Annotated in this window: 16 protein-coding genes and 2 tRNA genes; 6 read left to right on the forward strand and 12 right to left on the reverse strand. The window is 68.1% G+C overall.

Annotated elements, in window-relative coordinates; translation table 11 throughout:
* Positions 1–4: 4 nt before the first annotated feature.
* Positions 5–1,699, forward strand: coding sequence for a Stk1 family PASTA domain-containing Ser/Thr kinase (gene pknB, locus ABIA36_RS07790; protein WP_369961721.1), 1,695 nt, complete (start codon positions 5–7; stop codon positions 1,697–1,699).
* 27 nt (positions 1,700–1,726) lie between these two features.
* Here pknB and ABIA36_RS07795 read toward each other — a convergent pair whose 3' ends face one another.
* From ABIA36_RS07795 to ABIA36_RS07805, 3 genes are read right to left on the reverse strand one after another with little or no spacing between them, the layout of a single operon-like run.
* On the reverse strand, positions 1,727–2,365 hold the full coding sequence (locus tag ABIA36_RS07795) for an aminodeoxychorismate/anthranilate synthase component II (protein ID WP_369961722.1): 639 nt from the start codon (positions 2,363–2,365) through the stop codon (positions 1,727–1,729).
* The gene (locus ABIA36_RS07800; protein WP_369961723.1) at positions 2,362–2,520 is read right to left on the reverse strand and encodes a hypothetical protein; all 159 of its coding nucleotides are present in this window, start codon (positions 2,518–2,520) and stop codon (positions 2,362–2,364) included. The genes ABIA36_RS07795 and ABIA36_RS07800 overlap by 4 nt, the downstream gene beginning before the upstream one ends.
* A 3-nt stretch (positions 2,521–2,523) precedes the next feature.
* Positions 2,524–3,330 carry a class E sortase gene (locus ABIA36_RS07805; RefSeq protein WP_369961724.1) on the reverse strand — a complete coding sequence of 269 codons (807 nt, stop codon included), beginning with the start codon at positions 3,328–3,330 and terminating at the stop codon, positions 2,524–2,526.
* Between the two features lie 108 nt (positions 3,331–3,438).
* On the opposite strand from ABIA36_RS07805, the gene ABIA36_RS07810 reads away from it, so the two are divergent.
* On the forward strand, positions 3,439–3,699 hold the full coding sequence (locus ABIA36_RS07810; RefSeq protein WP_179604135.1) for a cell division protein CrgA: 261 nt from the start codon (positions 3,439–3,441) through the stop codon (positions 3,697–3,699).
* A gap of 180 nt (positions 3,700–3,879) precedes the next feature.
* On the opposite strand, the gene ABIA36_RS07815 is transcribed toward ABIA36_RS07810, so the two are convergent.
* Both ABIA36_RS07815 and ABIA36_RS07820 read right to left on the reverse strand, forming a co-directional pair.
* Complete coding sequence (locus ABIA36_RS07815; protein ID WP_369961725.1) at positions 3,880–4,737, reverse strand: rhomboid family intramembrane serine protease; 858 nt, start codon at positions 4,735–4,737, stop codon at positions 3,880–3,882.
* Between the two features lie 32 nt (positions 4,738–4,769).
* On the reverse strand, positions 4,770–5,309 hold the full coding sequence (locus ABIA36_RS07820) for a peptidylprolyl isomerase (protein WP_369961726.1): 540 nt from the start codon (positions 5,307–5,309) through the stop codon (positions 4,770–4,772).
* Between the two features lie 124 nt (positions 5,310–5,433).
* On the opposite strand from ABIA36_RS07820, the gene ABIA36_RS07825 reads away from it, so the two are divergent.
* Both ABIA36_RS07825 and ABIA36_RS07830 read left to right on the forward strand, forming a co-directional pair.
* Positions 5,434–5,988 carry a hypothetical protein gene (locus ABIA36_RS07825; protein ID WP_369961727.1) on the forward strand — a complete coding sequence of 185 codons (555 nt, stop codon included), beginning with the start codon at positions 5,434–5,436 and terminating at the stop codon, positions 5,986–5,988.
* 84 nt (positions 5,989–6,072) lie between these two features.
* On the forward strand, positions 6,073–6,276 hold the full coding sequence (locus ABIA36_RS07830; protein WP_369961728.1) for a PspC domain-containing protein: 204 nt from the start codon (positions 6,073–6,075) through the stop codon (positions 6,274–6,276).
* Here ABIA36_RS07830 and ABIA36_RS07835 read toward each other — a convergent pair.
* Positions 6,260–6,685: an NUDIX hydrolase gene (locus ABIA36_RS07835; protein ID WP_369961729.1), complete on the reverse strand. Its 426-nt coding sequence runs from the start codon at positions 6,683–6,685 to the stop codon at positions 6,260–6,262. The genes ABIA36_RS07830 and ABIA36_RS07835 overlap by 17 nt on opposite strands.
* A 64-nt stretch (positions 6,686–6,749) precedes the next feature.
* Between ABIA36_RS07835 and ABIA36_RS07840 the strand changes: the two genes are divergently transcribed.
* Positions 6,750–7,613, forward strand: a complete 864-nt coding sequence (locus ABIA36_RS07840) for an Fpg/Nei family DNA glycosylase (RefSeq protein ID WP_369961730.1) — start codon at positions 6,750–6,752, stop codon at positions 7,611–7,613.
* 7 nt (positions 7,614–7,620) lie between these two features.
* On the opposite strand, the gene ABIA36_RS07845 is transcribed toward ABIA36_RS07840, so the two are convergent.
* The gene (locus ABIA36_RS07845) at positions 7,621–8,058 is read right to left on the reverse strand and encodes a rhodanese-like domain-containing protein (protein ID WP_369961731.1); all 438 of its coding nucleotides are present in this window, start codon (positions 8,056–8,058) and stop codon (positions 7,621–7,623) included.
* A gap of 93 nt (positions 8,059–8,151) precedes the next feature.
* Between ABIA36_RS07845 and ABIA36_RS07850 the strand changes: the two genes are divergently transcribed.
* On the forward strand, positions 8,152–8,616 hold the full coding sequence (locus ABIA36_RS07850) for an Lrp/AsnC family transcriptional regulator (protein ID WP_369961732.1): 465 nt from the start codon (positions 8,152–8,154) through the stop codon (positions 8,614–8,616).
* Positions 8,617–8,652: 36 nt separating this feature from the next.
* On the opposite strand, the gene ABIA36_RS07855 is transcribed toward ABIA36_RS07850, so the two are convergent.
* The 5 genes from ABIA36_RS07855 to gyrB all read right to left on the reverse strand — a co-directional run bounded on the left by ABIA36_RS07855 (position 8,653) and on the right by gyrB (position 13,909).
* A tRNA-Ala gene (locus ABIA36_RS07855) sits at positions 8,653–8,725 on the reverse strand.
* Between the two features lie 26 nt (positions 8,726–8,751).
* A tRNA-Ile gene (locus ABIA36_RS07860) sits at positions 8,752–8,828 on the reverse strand.
* Between the two features lie 66 nt (positions 8,829–8,894).
* Entirely contained in the window at positions 8,895–9,308 is a 414-nt protein-coding gene (locus ABIA36_RS07865) for a DUF3566 domain-containing protein (protein ID WP_369961733.1), read from the reverse strand.
* Positions 9,298–11,856 (reverse strand): DNA gyrase subunit A, encoded by a 2,559-nt coding sequence (gene gyrA, locus ABIA36_RS07870; RefSeq protein WP_369961734.1) that lies wholly within the window; start codon positions 11,854–11,856, stop codon positions 9,298–9,300. Before gyrA ends, ABIA36_RS07865 begins: the two co-directional genes overlap by 11 nt.
* A gap of 43 nt (positions 11,857–11,899) precedes the next feature.
* The gene (gene gyrB / locus ABIA36_RS07875; RefSeq protein WP_369961735.1) at positions 11,900–13,909 is read right to left on the reverse strand and encodes a DNA topoisomerase (ATP-hydrolyzing) subunit B; all 2,010 of its coding nucleotides are present in this window, start codon (positions 13,907–13,909) and stop codon (positions 11,900–11,902) included.
* Positions 13,910–13,914: the final 5 nt, after the last annotated feature.

Below are 13,914 nucleotides of genomic sequence, written 5' to 3' on the forward strand. Positions count from 1 at the left end.
CGACGTGAGCCCAGATAGCCGCCTGCTCGCGGGCCGATATCAGGTGGGCGAGCTCGTCGGTCGCGGCGGCATGTCCGACGTGCACCGCGGAACGGACACCCGGCTGGGTCGCACGGTCGCCATCAAGCTGCTCAAGCCGTCCCTGGCTCTGGATCCGGCGTTCCGCACGCGCTTCCGCCAGGAGGCCCAGGCCGCGGCGCGGATGACGCACCCCACGATCGTCCGCGTCTTCGACGCCGGCGAGGAGACCGTCCGCGAGCCGAACGGCCACGAGGCGCAGCTGCCGTTCATCGTGATGGAGTTCGTCGACGGCGTCCTTCTGAAAGATCTCATCAAGCGCGGCCCGCTCGAGGTCGCGGAGGCCATCCGGATCACCGAAGGCATCCTGACCGCCCTCGAATACTCGCACCGGGCGGGCGTGGTGCACCGCGACATCAAGCCAGGCAACGTGATGATCACGACCACCGGCCAGGTCAAGGTGATGGACTTCGGCATCGCCCGCGCCATCAGCGACTCCTCCGCCACGGTCGCGCAGACGACCGCCGTGCTCGGCACCGCCAGCTACTTCTCGCCCGAGCAGGCCAAGGGCGAGACGGTCGACGCCCGCACCGACCTCTACTCGACCGGCGTCGTCCTGTTCGAGATGCTGACCGGCCGGCCGCCGTTCCGGGGCGACACCCCGGTCGCCGTCGCCTACCAGCACGTCAGCGAGACCGCCGTCGCGCCGAGCACCGTGAACCCCAAGGTCTCGCCGGCGATGGACACCGTGGTCGCCCGCGCCCTCACCAAGGACCGCTTCGAGCGGTACCAGACGGTCGCCGACTTCCGTCAGGACCTGGAGGAGGCCGCCGCAGGGCGCGTCCCCGTCCACAAGCAGGCGGACGATTTCTCCGAGACGCTCTTCGGCGCGCCGCCGAGCTCGGTGTCGGGTCCGGAGGCCGCCTTCCGCCAGCTCGCCGAGGACCAGACGATGGTCCGCACCCAGCGCCGCCCCCCGGTCATCTGGATCTGGGCGGGCATCGCGGTGATGGCGGTCATCATCGTCGCCGTCCTGGCCTGGGTGCTGCGGATCGCGCCGAGCACGACCATGCCGGACAGCTCCCGCCAAGTCCCCAACCTGTCCGGGCAGACGCTCGACAAGGCGACGAAGCAGCTCGAAGACCTCAAGCTCAAATGGACGCAGTCGACGGAGCCCAGCTCCACCTACGGGTCGGGTCAGGTCATCCGCACCGACCCGGCGGCGGGGATCGTCGTCGCCACCGGCGACACCATCAACGTCTTCGTCTCGACGGGCAAGAAGGCCGTGACCGTCCCCGACCTCACCAACATGACCCAGGACGCCGCGAAACAGGCGCTGACGACGGCAGGGCTCACCCTCGGCCCGGTCACGACGCAGAACTCGGCGACGGTGCCGGCCAACGTGGTCATCCAGACCTCGCCCGCCGCCGGCAGCAACGCCCACGAGGGCGACGCGATCGGCCTCACGGTCTCGAGCGGCAAGGTCACCCTGACCGACCTCACCGGCCAATCCCTGCCCGCGGCGACCTCGCTTCTCCAGCAGCTCGGCCTGACCGCCGATCCGAAGGCCGACCCCACCTGCAAGCAGAACAGCGGTGCGCCGCTGGTGCACACGCAGTCGGTCGCACCGGGCGACGTGCCTCAGGGGAGCACGGTCGGGCTCACCTACTGCTCGGGCTGACCCGCGCGGTTCGGGGAGTTCTCCGGTTCAGCCGAGCTTGACGAGCGGGTTGAGCGAACGCGAAGCCTCCGCCGCGCCCGCGAGACCGGCCTTCTCGAGCCAGTTGCCGAGCATCCGGTAGCCGCCCTCCGTGAGCACGGACTCCGGGTGGAACTGCACGCCGTAGATGGGCGCGGTCCGGTGCTGCAGCGCCATGATGACGCCGCCGGCCGTGCGCGCGGTGACCACGAGGTCATCGGGGATGGTCCCGTTGACGACCGCCAGCGAGTGGTATCGCGTCGCGGTGAACGGCTGCGGCACGCCGTCGAAGAGCAGGCTGTCGTCGTGCTCCACCTGCGAGGTCTTGCCGTGCATGAGCTCCTCGGCGTTGGTGACAACGCCGCCGAACGCCTCCGCGATCGCCTGGTGCCCGAGGCAGACGCCGAGCAGCGGCGTCCCCGCCTTCAGGGCGAGCTCGACGACCGGGATGGACACCCCGGCATTGGCCGGCTTGCCTGGCCCGGGAGACACGAGCACCGCGTCGAACTCGGCCACCCGCGCCGGGAGGTCCTCGATCGCGATGTCGTCGTTGCGCACGACCTCGGTTTCGGCGCCGAGCTCACGCAGGTAGCCGTTGAGCGTGTAGACGAAGCTGTCGTAGTTGTCGATGACGAGTACGCGGGTCACGGCCCAACGGTACCTTCCTGGGGTCCGAGGAGCGAATCCACCCACGGGAAGGCCCAGGTCACCAGTGCCCACAGCACGACCGCGAACAGGACCACCAGGATGACGATGCGCAGCCAGACCGGCCCGGGGAGGATGCGCCAGAGTGCTCCGTACATGGTTCAGCCTCCCGTCACCGCGGCGCGGATCTCGTCCGGAATGTCCTGGGTGGGCTGGAAGCCCGCGTAGACGTTGTAGGCGATCAGCCGCTCTCCCGCGTGGAACGGCGGGTTGCAGGTCGTGATCGTCATGAGCCGGTCGATGGGCTGCACGTCGGGATGGTGCGGCACGGAGGCGATCACCTGCACCTGCGTCGGCTGCACGAACTCGAAGTTGCGGAAGACATAGGTGTACCAGCCGTCCTTGGTCTGTACGTAGATCCGGTCGCCGAGGTGCAGCTTGGAGAGGTCGATGAAGGTGTTGCCCCAGCCCGAGTCGTGGCCGGCGACGGCGAAGTTGCCGACCTCCCCGGGCATCGCGGTGCCGGCGTAGTGGCCGACCCCCGCGGTGAAGCTGTTGAGCACCTTCTCGACGTCGACCGTCTCGCGGATCGTGCGCTTCCAGTCCGGCCCGAGCCGGGGGATGTAGATCACGGCGAACGGCTCGTAGTCCGCGGGCTGGGCCATCACGGGCGGGTCGACCGCTTCCGGCGACGACGGGTCCGTGGGCGTCGGCCGCGGCGCCTTGATCGCGTCGTCGATCCATTTCTTGCTCTGCTCCTGGGCCGCCGAGGTCTGCTGACCCGACAGGACGAGGTTGTTCCACCACACCTGCCAGCCGAGGAACAGGCCGACCAGCACCCCGGCCGTGATGAGCAGCTCTCCGATGACTGTGAGGATGACCTCGCCGGCGCTGCGTTTGCGTCGGACCGGCCGGGCCGCGCGACGAGAGCCGGCGCGATGGCGCTCGGGCTCGACGGGCTCGGTCATATGACACATTCTAAGCAGGGCGGACCCCCGCCAAACCGGGTGTTTCCCGGGAACCCCACGCCTCCGTCGCCATGAACCTTCAGAACGCTCCCGCTACACTTGTGTGCTATGGCACGCACCAAGTCCAAGACCAAGCTCGAGCGCTCCGCCCGTCCCGAGCGCAGCTCGGCCGCAACCGGCGAGGACGCCCCCAACCCCGTCTGGTTCAAGCCCGTCATGTTCGGCTTCATGCTGCTCGGGCTCATCTGGATCATCGTCTTCTACGTCAGCCAGAACCAGTACCCGATCCCCGCCCTCGGCGCATGGAACATCCTGGTCGGCTTCGGGATCGCCTTCATCGGCTTCCTGATGACCACCCGCTGGCGCTGACCGCGCTCTCGCCCGCCGTACTCCACTTATCCACAGCAGTTCTCCCCACAGCCCACACCCCCGCAGTCGGCTTTCTCCCCAGTGTTAATAAGCCTGTGGAGAGTTACACCGGTGTAATTATCCCCACTGTTAATAAGGCTGTGGATAACTTATCCACGCGTTGTGGGAAACCAGCCCGCGTCAGACGAAGTGCAGCAGGCTCGCGCCGACCAGCACGACGCAGAGCAGCACGATGAGCGGCATCTGCCAGCGGCGCCGTGACGGCGTGCGCGTCTCGACGTAGACCAGCCCGGCCAGGGCGCCGCCGACGAGTCCGCCGACGTGCGCCTGCCAGGCGATGTTCATGCCGGGCAGGAACCCGATCGCCAGGTTGAGCCCGACCAGCACGAGGATCTGCGTCGCGTTGCCGCCGAGCCGTCGCTGGATGACGAAGAACGCGCCCAGCATGCCGAAAATGGCGCCGGACGCGCCGATCACCGGCTGGCCCGCGGGAGCGAGGAGCAGCACGCCGAGCGAGCCGGCGAAGCCGCTGATCAGGAACAGCGTGAGGAAACGCGCACGTCCGAGGACGGGCTCCAGCGCCATGCCGAAGATCCACAGCGTGTACATGTTGAGCGCGATGTGGATGATGTTCGCGTGCAGGAAGACCGAGGTCAGCATGCGCCACGGCTCGAACGCGAGCACCGGCGACAGCGCATGGGTGGGGTACGAGTACGCGCCCGCGTAGAGCAGCGCGTTGGTGACCTGCGAGCCGATGATCGGCAGGTTCTGCAGGATGAACACCACGACGCAGAGACCGATGATCGCGTACGTGACCACCGGCGCGCCCGGCCCGGTCAGCCGGGACACCCACGGCGACCGTGTGCGCGGCGCGGAGGCGCGCTGCTGCGCCATGCACTCCGGGCAGATCACTCCCACCGCGGCCGGAGTCTGGCACTCACCGCAGATCGCGCGGCCGCAGCGCTGGCAGCGCACGTGGCTGACGCGATCGGGATGCCGGTAGCAGACGCTCGCCGGAGCGTCGACGGGCTGAGACATGGTTCCTTCTGCGCCCGTTCCCCGGGGAGGCCTCAGGCCTGGTCGATCTCGACCGACTCGATCACGACGTCGTCGAGGGGACGGTCGCGCGCGTCGGTCGGCAGCTCGGCAAGCTTGTCCACGATCTTGCGGGACGCGTCGTCCGCGACCTCGCCGAAGATGGTGTGCTTGCCCTGCAGCCAGGTGGTGGGCGCGACGGTGATGAAGAACTGCGAGCCGTTCGTGCCGCGGCCGCCCTGGACGCCGGCGTTGGCCATCGCCAGGATGTACGGCTGGGTGAAGTCGAGCTCCGGGTTGATCTCGTCGTCGAACTGGTAGCCCGGGCCGCCGATGCCCTGGCCGAGCGGGTCGCCGCCCTGGATCATGAAGCCGGGGATGATGCGGTGGAAGACCACGCCGTCGTAGAGCGGCTTGTTCGTCTTCTCGCCGGTGGAGGGGTGGGTCCACTCGATCTCACCGGTCGCGAGGCCCACGAAGTTACGGACCGTCTTCGGAGCGTGGTTGCCGAAGAGGTTGACCTTGATGTCTCCGTAGTTAGTGTGGAGCGTGGCGACAGCGGTGTGCTTAGACATGGCACCAATTCTTGCACAGGGCCCTGTTGGGTTTCGGGAAGCCTCTTCGGCTCTCGGGCCATCCTCAGGGCTTTCGGTGGCAAGATGGAGTGAGTTCGCCCAGCCGACGCAATGGAGGTCCAGAATGAGCCTGACACGGAAGCGCCAGAAGGAGCTCGACCGTCTGCGGAGTGACGCGCAGGAGCTGTGGGAGCAGCAGCAGGAAGTGCTGGCGAACGCCAACGCTCTGGCGGCCGCGGCCCGCAAGCAGGCCGCGCACTACTCCCGTGAGGAGCTCGCGCCGCGGGTGCGCGAGGGTTACGAGTCCTATGTCCGCCCCGTGGCCCAGTCGGCCAAGGATTCGGCCGGGCACTACGCGGGTGTGGCCCGCGAGCGTCTCGTGGGGGATGTGATCCCGGCCGTCGGCACCGCCGTCGGAACCGCGCTCTCGGTCGTCGACCACGCCCGGGCCGCGCGCAGCGCCGCCTTCGCCGGTGATTTCACCAAGGCGCGCAAGGAGATCACGAAGAAGGCGTCCGCCGCGAGCCGCAACTCGGGTCCCGGCGCCGGCACGATCATCGCGGTCGGTCTCGGCGTCATCGCGGCGGCCGGCCTGCTCTACGCGGTGTGGCAGACGTTCCGCGCCGACGACGAGCTGTGGGTCGCCGACGAGGAGCCCACCACTCCCGCTTCGGAGTAGTCCCGCCCGAGTTGTGCAGACCCCAGGGTCGAATCGGGGGTTTCCCCGATGGTGCCGGCGTCGCCCTGCGGCGAGGCTGGGAGCATGAACACTCTCGAACGACCCCTCGATGGCCGCATCCTCGGCGGCGTGTGCGCCGGACTCGCGCGCCGTTTCGGTCTCACGCCGCTGACTGTGCGCGTCCTGTTCCTGCTGTCCCTGCTGCTGCCGGGACCGCAGTTCATCGCCTACATCGCGATGTGGATCATCATCCCGTCCGAGCAGCGCACGGTCACCCGGGCGGCGTGAGTCCGGCCATCCGCAGCGCGACGTCGACCAGGTCGACCCGCCGGTTCGGGAGGCTCGCGAGGGCGAACCATGCCGCCTCGTCGGTCGTCCCGTCGCGCTCGTTCCTCAGGCGCCCGCCGGTGACGGTCGCCCTGTAGACGATCCGGAGCGCGTGCAGCGGCCCGGCCTCCGGGACGAAGCGCGCCTCGGCCGGAACGATCTTCGAGTCGATGCCGAGCAGCTCGTCCGCCCGCGCCAGGAATCCGGTCTCCTCCTCGATCTCGCGCACCACCGCGTCGACCGGATCCTCGCCCGGCTCGATCCCGCCGCCGGGCAGCGTCCACCCGGAATGGCCGCCCTCGTTCCAGTGCGCGAGCAGGATGCGCGGCCCGTCGACGATGACGCCGTAGGCGGCGACCCTGATGTCCATTCCGACACCCTACTGCCGCTCGTCGGTACTGCCGCGCGTCGGTGGAGCGCGGCAGTATGGGGTGGTGCCCGAACTGCCGGAAGTCACCGCCCTCGCCGCCGACCTGGGCGAGCGCCTGGCCGGCCGCGTCATCGACCGGCTCAGCATCGTCGCGTTCTCCGCGCTGAAGACGTTCGATCCGCCGCCCGACGCTCTGAAGGGCCTGACGATCTCGGGTGTCACCCGGCACGGCAAGTTCCTGGACATCGCTGCCGGTGACCTCCACATCGTCATCCACCTCGCGCGAGCCGGCTGGATCCGCTGGCGCGAGACCCCTCCCCCTCCGCCGACCGGCCGACCGGGCAGGGGACCGCTCGCGGCGCGTCTGGTCCTCGACGACGGCTCCGGCCTCGACATCACCGAGGCCGGCACGAAGAAGAGCCTCGCCATCTCGATCGTCCACGACCCGGCGGAGGTTCCGGGCGTCGCCCGCCTCGGCCCCGACCCGCTCGACCCCGCATTCACACGGGACGCGTTCGCGGCCATCCTCGCCGGCCAAGGCCGCGCGCAGATCAAGGGGGTGCTCCGCAACCAGGCTCTGATCGCCGGGATCGGCAACGCCTACTCGGACGAGATCCTGCACGTCGCGAAGATGTCGCCGTTCAAGCCGGCCTCGATGAGCGCAGAGGAGATCGACCGCCTCTACGCCGCGCTCGAAGAGACACTCCACGAGGCCCTCTCCCGCTCGGAGGGCCTGGCCGCGTCGGAGCTGAAGAGTGAGAAGAAGTCGGGGATGCGCGTCCACGGCCGCACGGGGCAGCCGTGCCCGGTGTGCGGCGACACGATCCGCCAGGTGATCTTCGCGGACTCCACGCTGCAGTACTGCCCGACGTGCCAGACGGGTGGGAAGCCGCTGGCGGATCGGGTGCTGTCGCGGTTGCTGAAGTAGGCGTTCGTCAGCAGGCGCAACTCACGGCGTCTACCGGCGCGGTCAGCGGGTCAGCGCCGCGCGTGATGGGGCCGTTGTCGTCCTCTACCGGGAGACCCTCGCGCGCCCAGTACTCGAAGCCGCCGATCATCTCGCGCACCTCGTAGCCGAGGAGACTGAAGGCCAGCGCGGCTCGAGTCGACCCATTGCAGCCGGGGCCCCAGCAGTACACGACCACTGGTCGGCCTGCCGGCACGAGTTCGGCGGCCCGCTCGGGGATCAATGCCGTCGGGAGGTGGAGCGCGCCGGCGATCCGGCCCTGCCGCCAGGCCGCGTCCCCCCGGCTGTCGATCAACACGAACTCCTCCCCCGCGAGCTGCGCCGCTCGCACGTCGGAGGGGTCGGTCTCGAACCGGAGCTTCGCCGCGAAGTGCTGCACGGCCTCGGAGGTGGTCGTCATCGTCATGCACACAACAATAGAAAGGCCGAAGCGCGATCTGAACAGACGATCCACGGCATCCGACGCCTTCCACCACGATTTCCGTGCCAGAATCGCGCCATGACCGCGAATCCCCCGTTCACCGCCGACACCGTGGATCGTGCCCTTCTGGCGGAACTGCAGCGCGACGGCCGGCAGTCGATCGCCGAACTGGCCCGTACCGTCCACATGTCGAACAGTGCGGTGGCGGAGCGCGTTCGGAGGTTGGAGGAGGCCGGCGTCATCTCCGGCTATCGCGCGGTTGTGGATCCGGAGCGGCTCGGCTACGGCATCCTGGCGTTCCTGCGGCTGCGCTACCCGAGCAGCCAGTACGCTCCGCTGCACGAGTTGCTGGCGCAGACGCCGGAGGTCGTGGAGGCCCACCACGTCACAGGCGACGACTGCTTCATCCTGAAGGTGGTCGCGACGTCGATGCGGCACCTGGAGCAGGTGTCCGGCGCCGTAGGAACTCTCGGCAGCGTCACGACGAGCATCGCCTATTCGAGCACGGTCCCCGCGCGTCCGATCAGTCCGCCCAGCGTCTGATCGCGACGAAATTACACTCGCGTTGAAATAACACTGTGGAGCCTAGGAGATTCGAACTCCTGACATCCTGCTTGCAAAGCAGGCGCTCTACCAACTGAGCTAAGGCCCCGGGCGGTGGTGCCGGTGATGGGCACATGGTGGGGATACGAGGACTTGAACCTCGGACCTCTTCGTTATCAGCGAAGCGCTCTAACCGCCTGAGCTATATCCCCGAATGGGCAACAGATATGAGGGTACCTGATCTGAGCCCGGATGGTGAAATCGAGTGCCGACCCCGCTCAGTTGTTGGTGAAGCCCACGAGCAGGCCGCCCGTGATCTTGACCGACAGGTTGTAGAGCAGCGCGAACACGGCGCCCAGGGCGGTCACCACGACGATGTCGAGGATGCCCACCACCAGCGAGAAGCCCATGACCTGGCCGAGGCCGAGCACGGAGCGGAGGTCGCCGCCGCTGGCGCCGGAGACGTCCTTCACCAGCCCGTTGAGCTGGTCGAAGATGCCGGTGCGGTCGAGGACGGTCCAGATCAGGAAGGTGCCGACGATCGCGATGATCGCCAGGCAGATGCCTGCGAGGAACGAGAGCTTCACGGTCGACCAGAAGTCGACGTAGACGAGCTTCAGTCGCACCTGCTTGGCGGACGTGGGTCGTCGGGTCGACTTCCTCGCGAGTTTCTCGGCGACGCTACTGCTCATCTACGGCTTCATCCTTCCCGGCACGACCGGTTTCATCGTCGGCTACCGATTCTGCATCGGCTTCCTGGGAATCCAGGTTGCGCTCGGTGTTCTTCGCGAGAGCGATGATCTTGTCGGTCTCGGCAAAACGTGCAAAAACGACACCCATAGTGTCTCGGCCCTTGGCGGGTACCTCGGCCACGGCAGAGCGTACCACCTTGCCGCTGGCAAGAACCACCAGGACCTCGTCGTCCTCGTCGACGATGAGAGAACCCACCAGATCCCCTCGGTCGTCGCTCAGTTTGGCGACCTTGATGCCGAGTCCGCCGCGGTTCTGGAGGCGGTACTGGTCGGCCGAGGTTCGCTTGGCGTAGCCGCCCTCGGTCACCACGAAGACGTAGCCCTCGTCGGAGACCACCGCTGCGTCGAGCAGCCGGTCCTCGCCGCGGAAGTGCATGCCGATGACGCCGGAGGTGGAGCGGCCCATCGGGCGCAGCGCCTCGTCGGTCGCGGTGAACCGGATCGACATGCCCTTGCGGGAGACGAGCAGGAGGTCGGAGTCCTCCTCGACCAGCAGGGCGGAGACGAGCTCGTCGTCCTCGCGCAGCTTGATCGCGATGATGCCGCCGGAGCGGTTGGTGTCGTACTCCTCGAGGGCGGTCTTCTTGATGAGACCGTCGCGGGTGGCGAGCACCAGGTACTTCGCGGCCTGGTAGTCCCGGATGTCCAGGATCTCCGCGATCTCCTCGTCCGGCTGCAGGGCGAGCAGGTTGGCGACGTGCTGACCCTTGGCGTCGCGGCCGGCCTCCTGCACCTCGTACGTCTTGGCACGGTAGACGCGGCCCTTGTTCGTGAAGAAGAGGAGCCAGTGGTGCGTCGTCGTCACGAAGAAGTGGTCGACCACGTCCTCGCCGCGGAGCTGGGCGCCCTTGACGCCCTTGCCGCCGCGGTGCTGGCTGCGGTAGTTGTCGCTGCGCGTCCGCTTGATGTAGCCGCCGCGCGTGACGGTGACCACCATCTCCTCTTCGGGGATGAGGTCCTCGACGCTCATGTCGCCGTCGAAGCCGAACATGATCTCGGTGCGGCGGTCGTCGCCGAAGCGGTCGACGATCTCGGTGAGCTCCTCGCTCACGATCGTCCGCTGGCGGGCCGGGTCCGCGAGGATGGCCTTGAGGTCCGCGATCTCGAGCTCGATCTGGTCGTGCTCCTCGATGATCTTCTGGCGCTCCAGGGCGGCGAGGCGACGGAGCTGCATCGCGAGGATGGCGTCCGCCTGCACGTCGTCGACGTCGAGCAGCCCCTTGAGCCCCTCGCGCGCGTCCTCGACGGTCGGCGACCGGCGGATGAGGGCGATGACCTCGTCCAGCGCGTCGAGCGCCTTGAGGTAGCCGCGCAGGATGTGGGCGCGCTCCTCCTTCTTACGGAGGCGGAAGCGGGTGCGACGCACGATCACTTCGATCTGGTGCTCGACCCACGCCGTGATGAAGCCGTCCAGCGCCAGCGTGCGCGGGACGTTGTCCACGATCGCCAGCATGTTGGCGCCGAAGTTCTCCTGGAGCTGGGTGTGCTTGTAGAGGTTGTTCAGCACGACCTTCGCGACCGCGTCGCGCTTCAGGACGATGACGAGGCGCTGACCGGTGCGGCCCGAGGTCTCGTCGCGGATGTCGGCGATGCCGCCGACCCGGCCGTCCTTCACCAGCTCGGCGATCTTGATCGCCAGGTTGTCGGGGTTCACCTGGTAGGGCAGTTCGGTGACCACCAGGCAGACGCGACCCTGGATCTCCTCGATGCTGACGACGGCGCGCATGGTGATCGAGCCGCGGCCGGTGCGGTAGGTGTCCTGGATGCCCTTGACGCCGAGGATCTGCGCGCCGGTCGGGAAGTCCGGGCCCTTGATCCGCTTGATGAGCTCCTCGAGCAGCTCCTCGCGCGACGCGTCCGGGTTGGCGAGGTGCCAGAGGGCGCCGTCGGCGACCTCCCGGAGGTTGTGCGGCGGGATGTTCGTGGCCATGCCGACCGCGATACCGACCGAGCCGTTGACCAGCAGGTTCGGGAAACGGCTGGGGAGGACCGCCGGCTCCTGGGTGCGGCCGTCGTAGTTGTCCTGGAAGTCGACGGTCTCCTCGTCGATGTCCCTGACCATCTCCAGCGCCAGGGGGGCCATCTTGGTCTCGGTGTACCGCGGGGCCGCGGCGCCGTCGTTGCCCGGCGAGCCGAAGTTGCCCTGGCCGAGCGCGAGCGGGTAGCGGAGGCTCCACGGCTGCACGAGGCGCACGAGGGCGTCGTAGATCGCGGAGTCACCGTGCGGGTGGAACTGCCCCATCACGTCGCCGACGACGCGGGCGCACTTCGAGAACGCCTTGTCCGGACGGTAGCCGCCGTCGAACATCGCGTAGATCACGCGCCGGTGCACCGGCTTCAGGCCGTCGCGCACCTCGGGCAGCGCGCGCCCGACGATGACGCTCATCGCGTAGTCGAGGTACGACCGCTGCATCTCCGACTGCAGGTCGACCTGGTCGATCCTGCCGTGGATGCCGAAGCCTTCGCCGGTGGGGGTCTCGTCCGTCACAGTGCTCTCTTCTCAGACCGTGGGGTCTCGTCGTCGCGCGTCCTCAGATGTCGAGGAAGCGCACGTCCTTGGCGTTCTTCTGGATGAAGGACCGGCGCGACTCGACGTCCTCGCCCATCAGCGTGGCGAAGATCTCGTCGGCCGCCGCCGCGTCGTCGAGCGTCACCTGGAGCAGCGTGCGCGTCTCCGGGTTCATGGTGGTCTCCCACAGCTCCTTGTAGTCCATCTCGCCCAGACCCTTGTACCGCTGCACGCCGTTGTCCTTGGGAATGCGCTTGCCGGCGGCCAGGCCCTCCGCGAGGAACGCGTCGCGCTCGCGGTCGGAGTAGACGTACTCGTGGTCGGCGTTCGACCACTTCAGCCGGTACAGCGGCGGCTGCGCGAGGTACACGTAGCCCAGCTCGATGAGCGGCCGCATGTAGCGGAACAGCAGCGTCAGCAGCAGGGTCGTGATGTGCTGGCCGTCCACGTCGGCGTCGGCCATCAGCACGATCTTGTGGTAGCGCGCCTTCTCCGGGTTGAAGTCCTCGCCGATGCCGGCGCCGAACGCCGTGATCATCGCCTGCACCTCGTTGTTCGCGAGGGCGCGGTCGAGCCGGGCCTTTTCGACGTTGAGGATCTTGCCGCGCAGCGGGAGGATCGCTTGCGTCTCCGGGTTGCGGCCCTGCACGGCGGAGCCGCCGGCCGAGTCGCCCTCGACGATGAAGATCTCGGACAGCGTCGGGTCCTTGGACGCGCAGTCCTTGAGCTTGCCCGGCATCCCGCCGCTCTCGAGAAGGCCCTTGCGGCGCGCGGTCTCGCGCGCCTTGCGGGCGGCGAGGCGCGCGGTGGCGGCGGAGAGGGCCTTGCGGATGATCTCCTTCGCCTGGTTCGGGTTGCGGTCGAACCAGTCGCCGAGCTGGTCGCCGACGACCTTCTGCACGAACGCTTTGGCCTCGGTGTTGCCGAGCTTGGTCTTGGTCTGGCCCTCGAACTGCGGTTCGGACAGCTTGACGGAGATGACGGCGGTGAGGCCTTCGCGCACGTCCTCGCCGGAGAGGTTGTCGTCCCTCTCCTTCAGGATGTTCTTCTCGCGCGCATAACGGTTGACGAGCGTGGTCAGCGCAGCTCGGAAACCCTCCTCGTGCGTGCCGCCCTCGTGGGTGTTGATCGTGTTCGCGTAGGTGAAGACGGACTCGTTGTAGCTCGTCGTCCACTGCATCGCGACCTCGAGCGCGATCTTGCGGTCGTTGTCCTCGGACTCGAACGAGATGATCTCGTCATGTACGACCTCGGCCTTCTTGGCGGCGTTGAGGTAGTGCACGTAGTCGGTCAGACCGCGCTCGTAGAGGAAGACGTCCGAGCGGGGGGCGAACACCTGGGCCTCCTCCTCGACCTCGCCCTCCACGGGCTCGACCTCGGGGGCGCGCTCGTCTCGGAGGGAGATGCGCAGGCCCTTGTTGAGGAAGGCCATCTGCTGGAACCGGGTGCGGAGGGTGTCGTAGTCGAAGACCACGGTCTCGAAGGTCACCGGGCTCGGCCAGAACGTGATGATGGTTCCGGTGCGGTCGGACTTCTCGCCCTGCTCGAGCGGCGCCTGCGGGACACCGTCGCGGTAGCTCTGGCGCCACGCGTACCCCTGCCGGTGGACCTCGACGTCGAGCCGGGAGGACAGCGCGTTGACGACCGAGCTGCCGACACCGTGCAGGCCGCCGGAGACCGCGTAACCGCCGCCGCCGAACTTGCCGCCGGCGTGCAGGATCGTGAGGACGACCTCCACCGTCGACTTCTTCTCGACCGGGTGCTCATCGACCGGGATGCCGCGACCGTTGTCGTCCACTCGCACCGCGCCGTCGGGGAGGATGGTCACCTCGATGTTGTCCGCGTGGCCGGCGAGGGCCTCGTCGACCGAGTTGTCGACGATCTCGTAGACGAGGTGGTGGAGGCCGCGGGGGCCGGTGGAGCCGATGTACATTCCGGGTCGCTTGCGGACGGCTTCGAGACCTTCGAGGATCTGGATCTCATTCGCGCCGTAGTCGTGTTCCGCCTCGGCCCTGTTCGGTTCCATCGTCATATGAA

It is taken from the genome of Leifsonia sp. EB34, assembly GCF_041260585.1.
Classification (GTDB): Bacteria; Actinomycetota; Actinomycetes; order Actinomycetales; family Microbacteriaceae; genus Leifsonia.

Bases quoted from the DNA above. Each gene is read 5' to 3' on its own strand.
- ABIA36_RS07825 (WP_369961727.1), top strand. From the start codon at position 5,434: ATGAGCCTGACACGGAAGCGCCAGAAGGAGCTCGACCGTCTGCGGAGT.
- ABIA36_RS07815 (WP_369961725.1), bottom strand. From the start codon at position 4,737: ATGTCTCAGCCCGTCGACGCTCCGGCGAGCGTCTGCTACCGGCATCCC.
- ABIA36_RS07800 (WP_369961723.1), bottom strand. From the start codon at position 2,520: ATGTACGGAGCACTCTGGCGCATCCTCCCCGGGCCGGTCTGGCTGCGC.
- ABIA36_RS07820 (WP_369961726.1), bottom strand. From the start codon at position 5,309: ATGTCTAAGCACACCGCTGTCGCCACGCTCCACACTAACTACGGAGAC.
- gyrB (WP_369961735.1), bottom strand. From the start codon at position 13,909: ATGACGATGGAACCGAACAGGGCCGAGGCGGAACACGACTACGGCGCG.
- ABIA36_RS07830 (WP_369961728.1), top strand. From the start codon at position 6,073: ATGAACACTCTCGAACGACCCCTCGATGGCCGCATCCTCGGCGGCGTG.
- ABIA36_RS07850 (WP_369961732.1), top strand. From the start codon at position 8,152: ATGACCGCGAATCCCCCGTTCACCGCCGACACCGTGGATCGTGCCCTT.
- ABIA36_RS07845 (WP_369961731.1), bottom strand. From the start codon at position 8,058: ATGACGATGACGACCACCTCCGAGGCCGTGCAGCACTTCGCGGCGAAG.
- ABIA36_RS07810 (WP_179604135.1), top strand. From the start codon at position 3,439: ATGGCACGCACCAAGTCCAAGACCAAGCTCGAGCGCTCCGCCCGTCCC.
- ABIA36_RS07835 (WP_369961729.1), bottom strand. From the start codon at position 6,685: ATGGACATCAGGGTCGCCGCCTACGGCGTCATCGTCGACGGGCCGCGC.
- ABIA36_RS07865 (WP_369961733.1), bottom strand. From the start codon at position 9,308: ATGAGCAGTAGCGTCGCCGAGAAACTCGCGAGGAAGTCGACCCGACGA.
- ABIA36_RS07805 (WP_369961724.1), bottom strand. From the start codon at position 3,330: ATGACCGAGCCCGTCGAGCCCGAGCGCCATCGCGCCGGCTCTCGTCGC.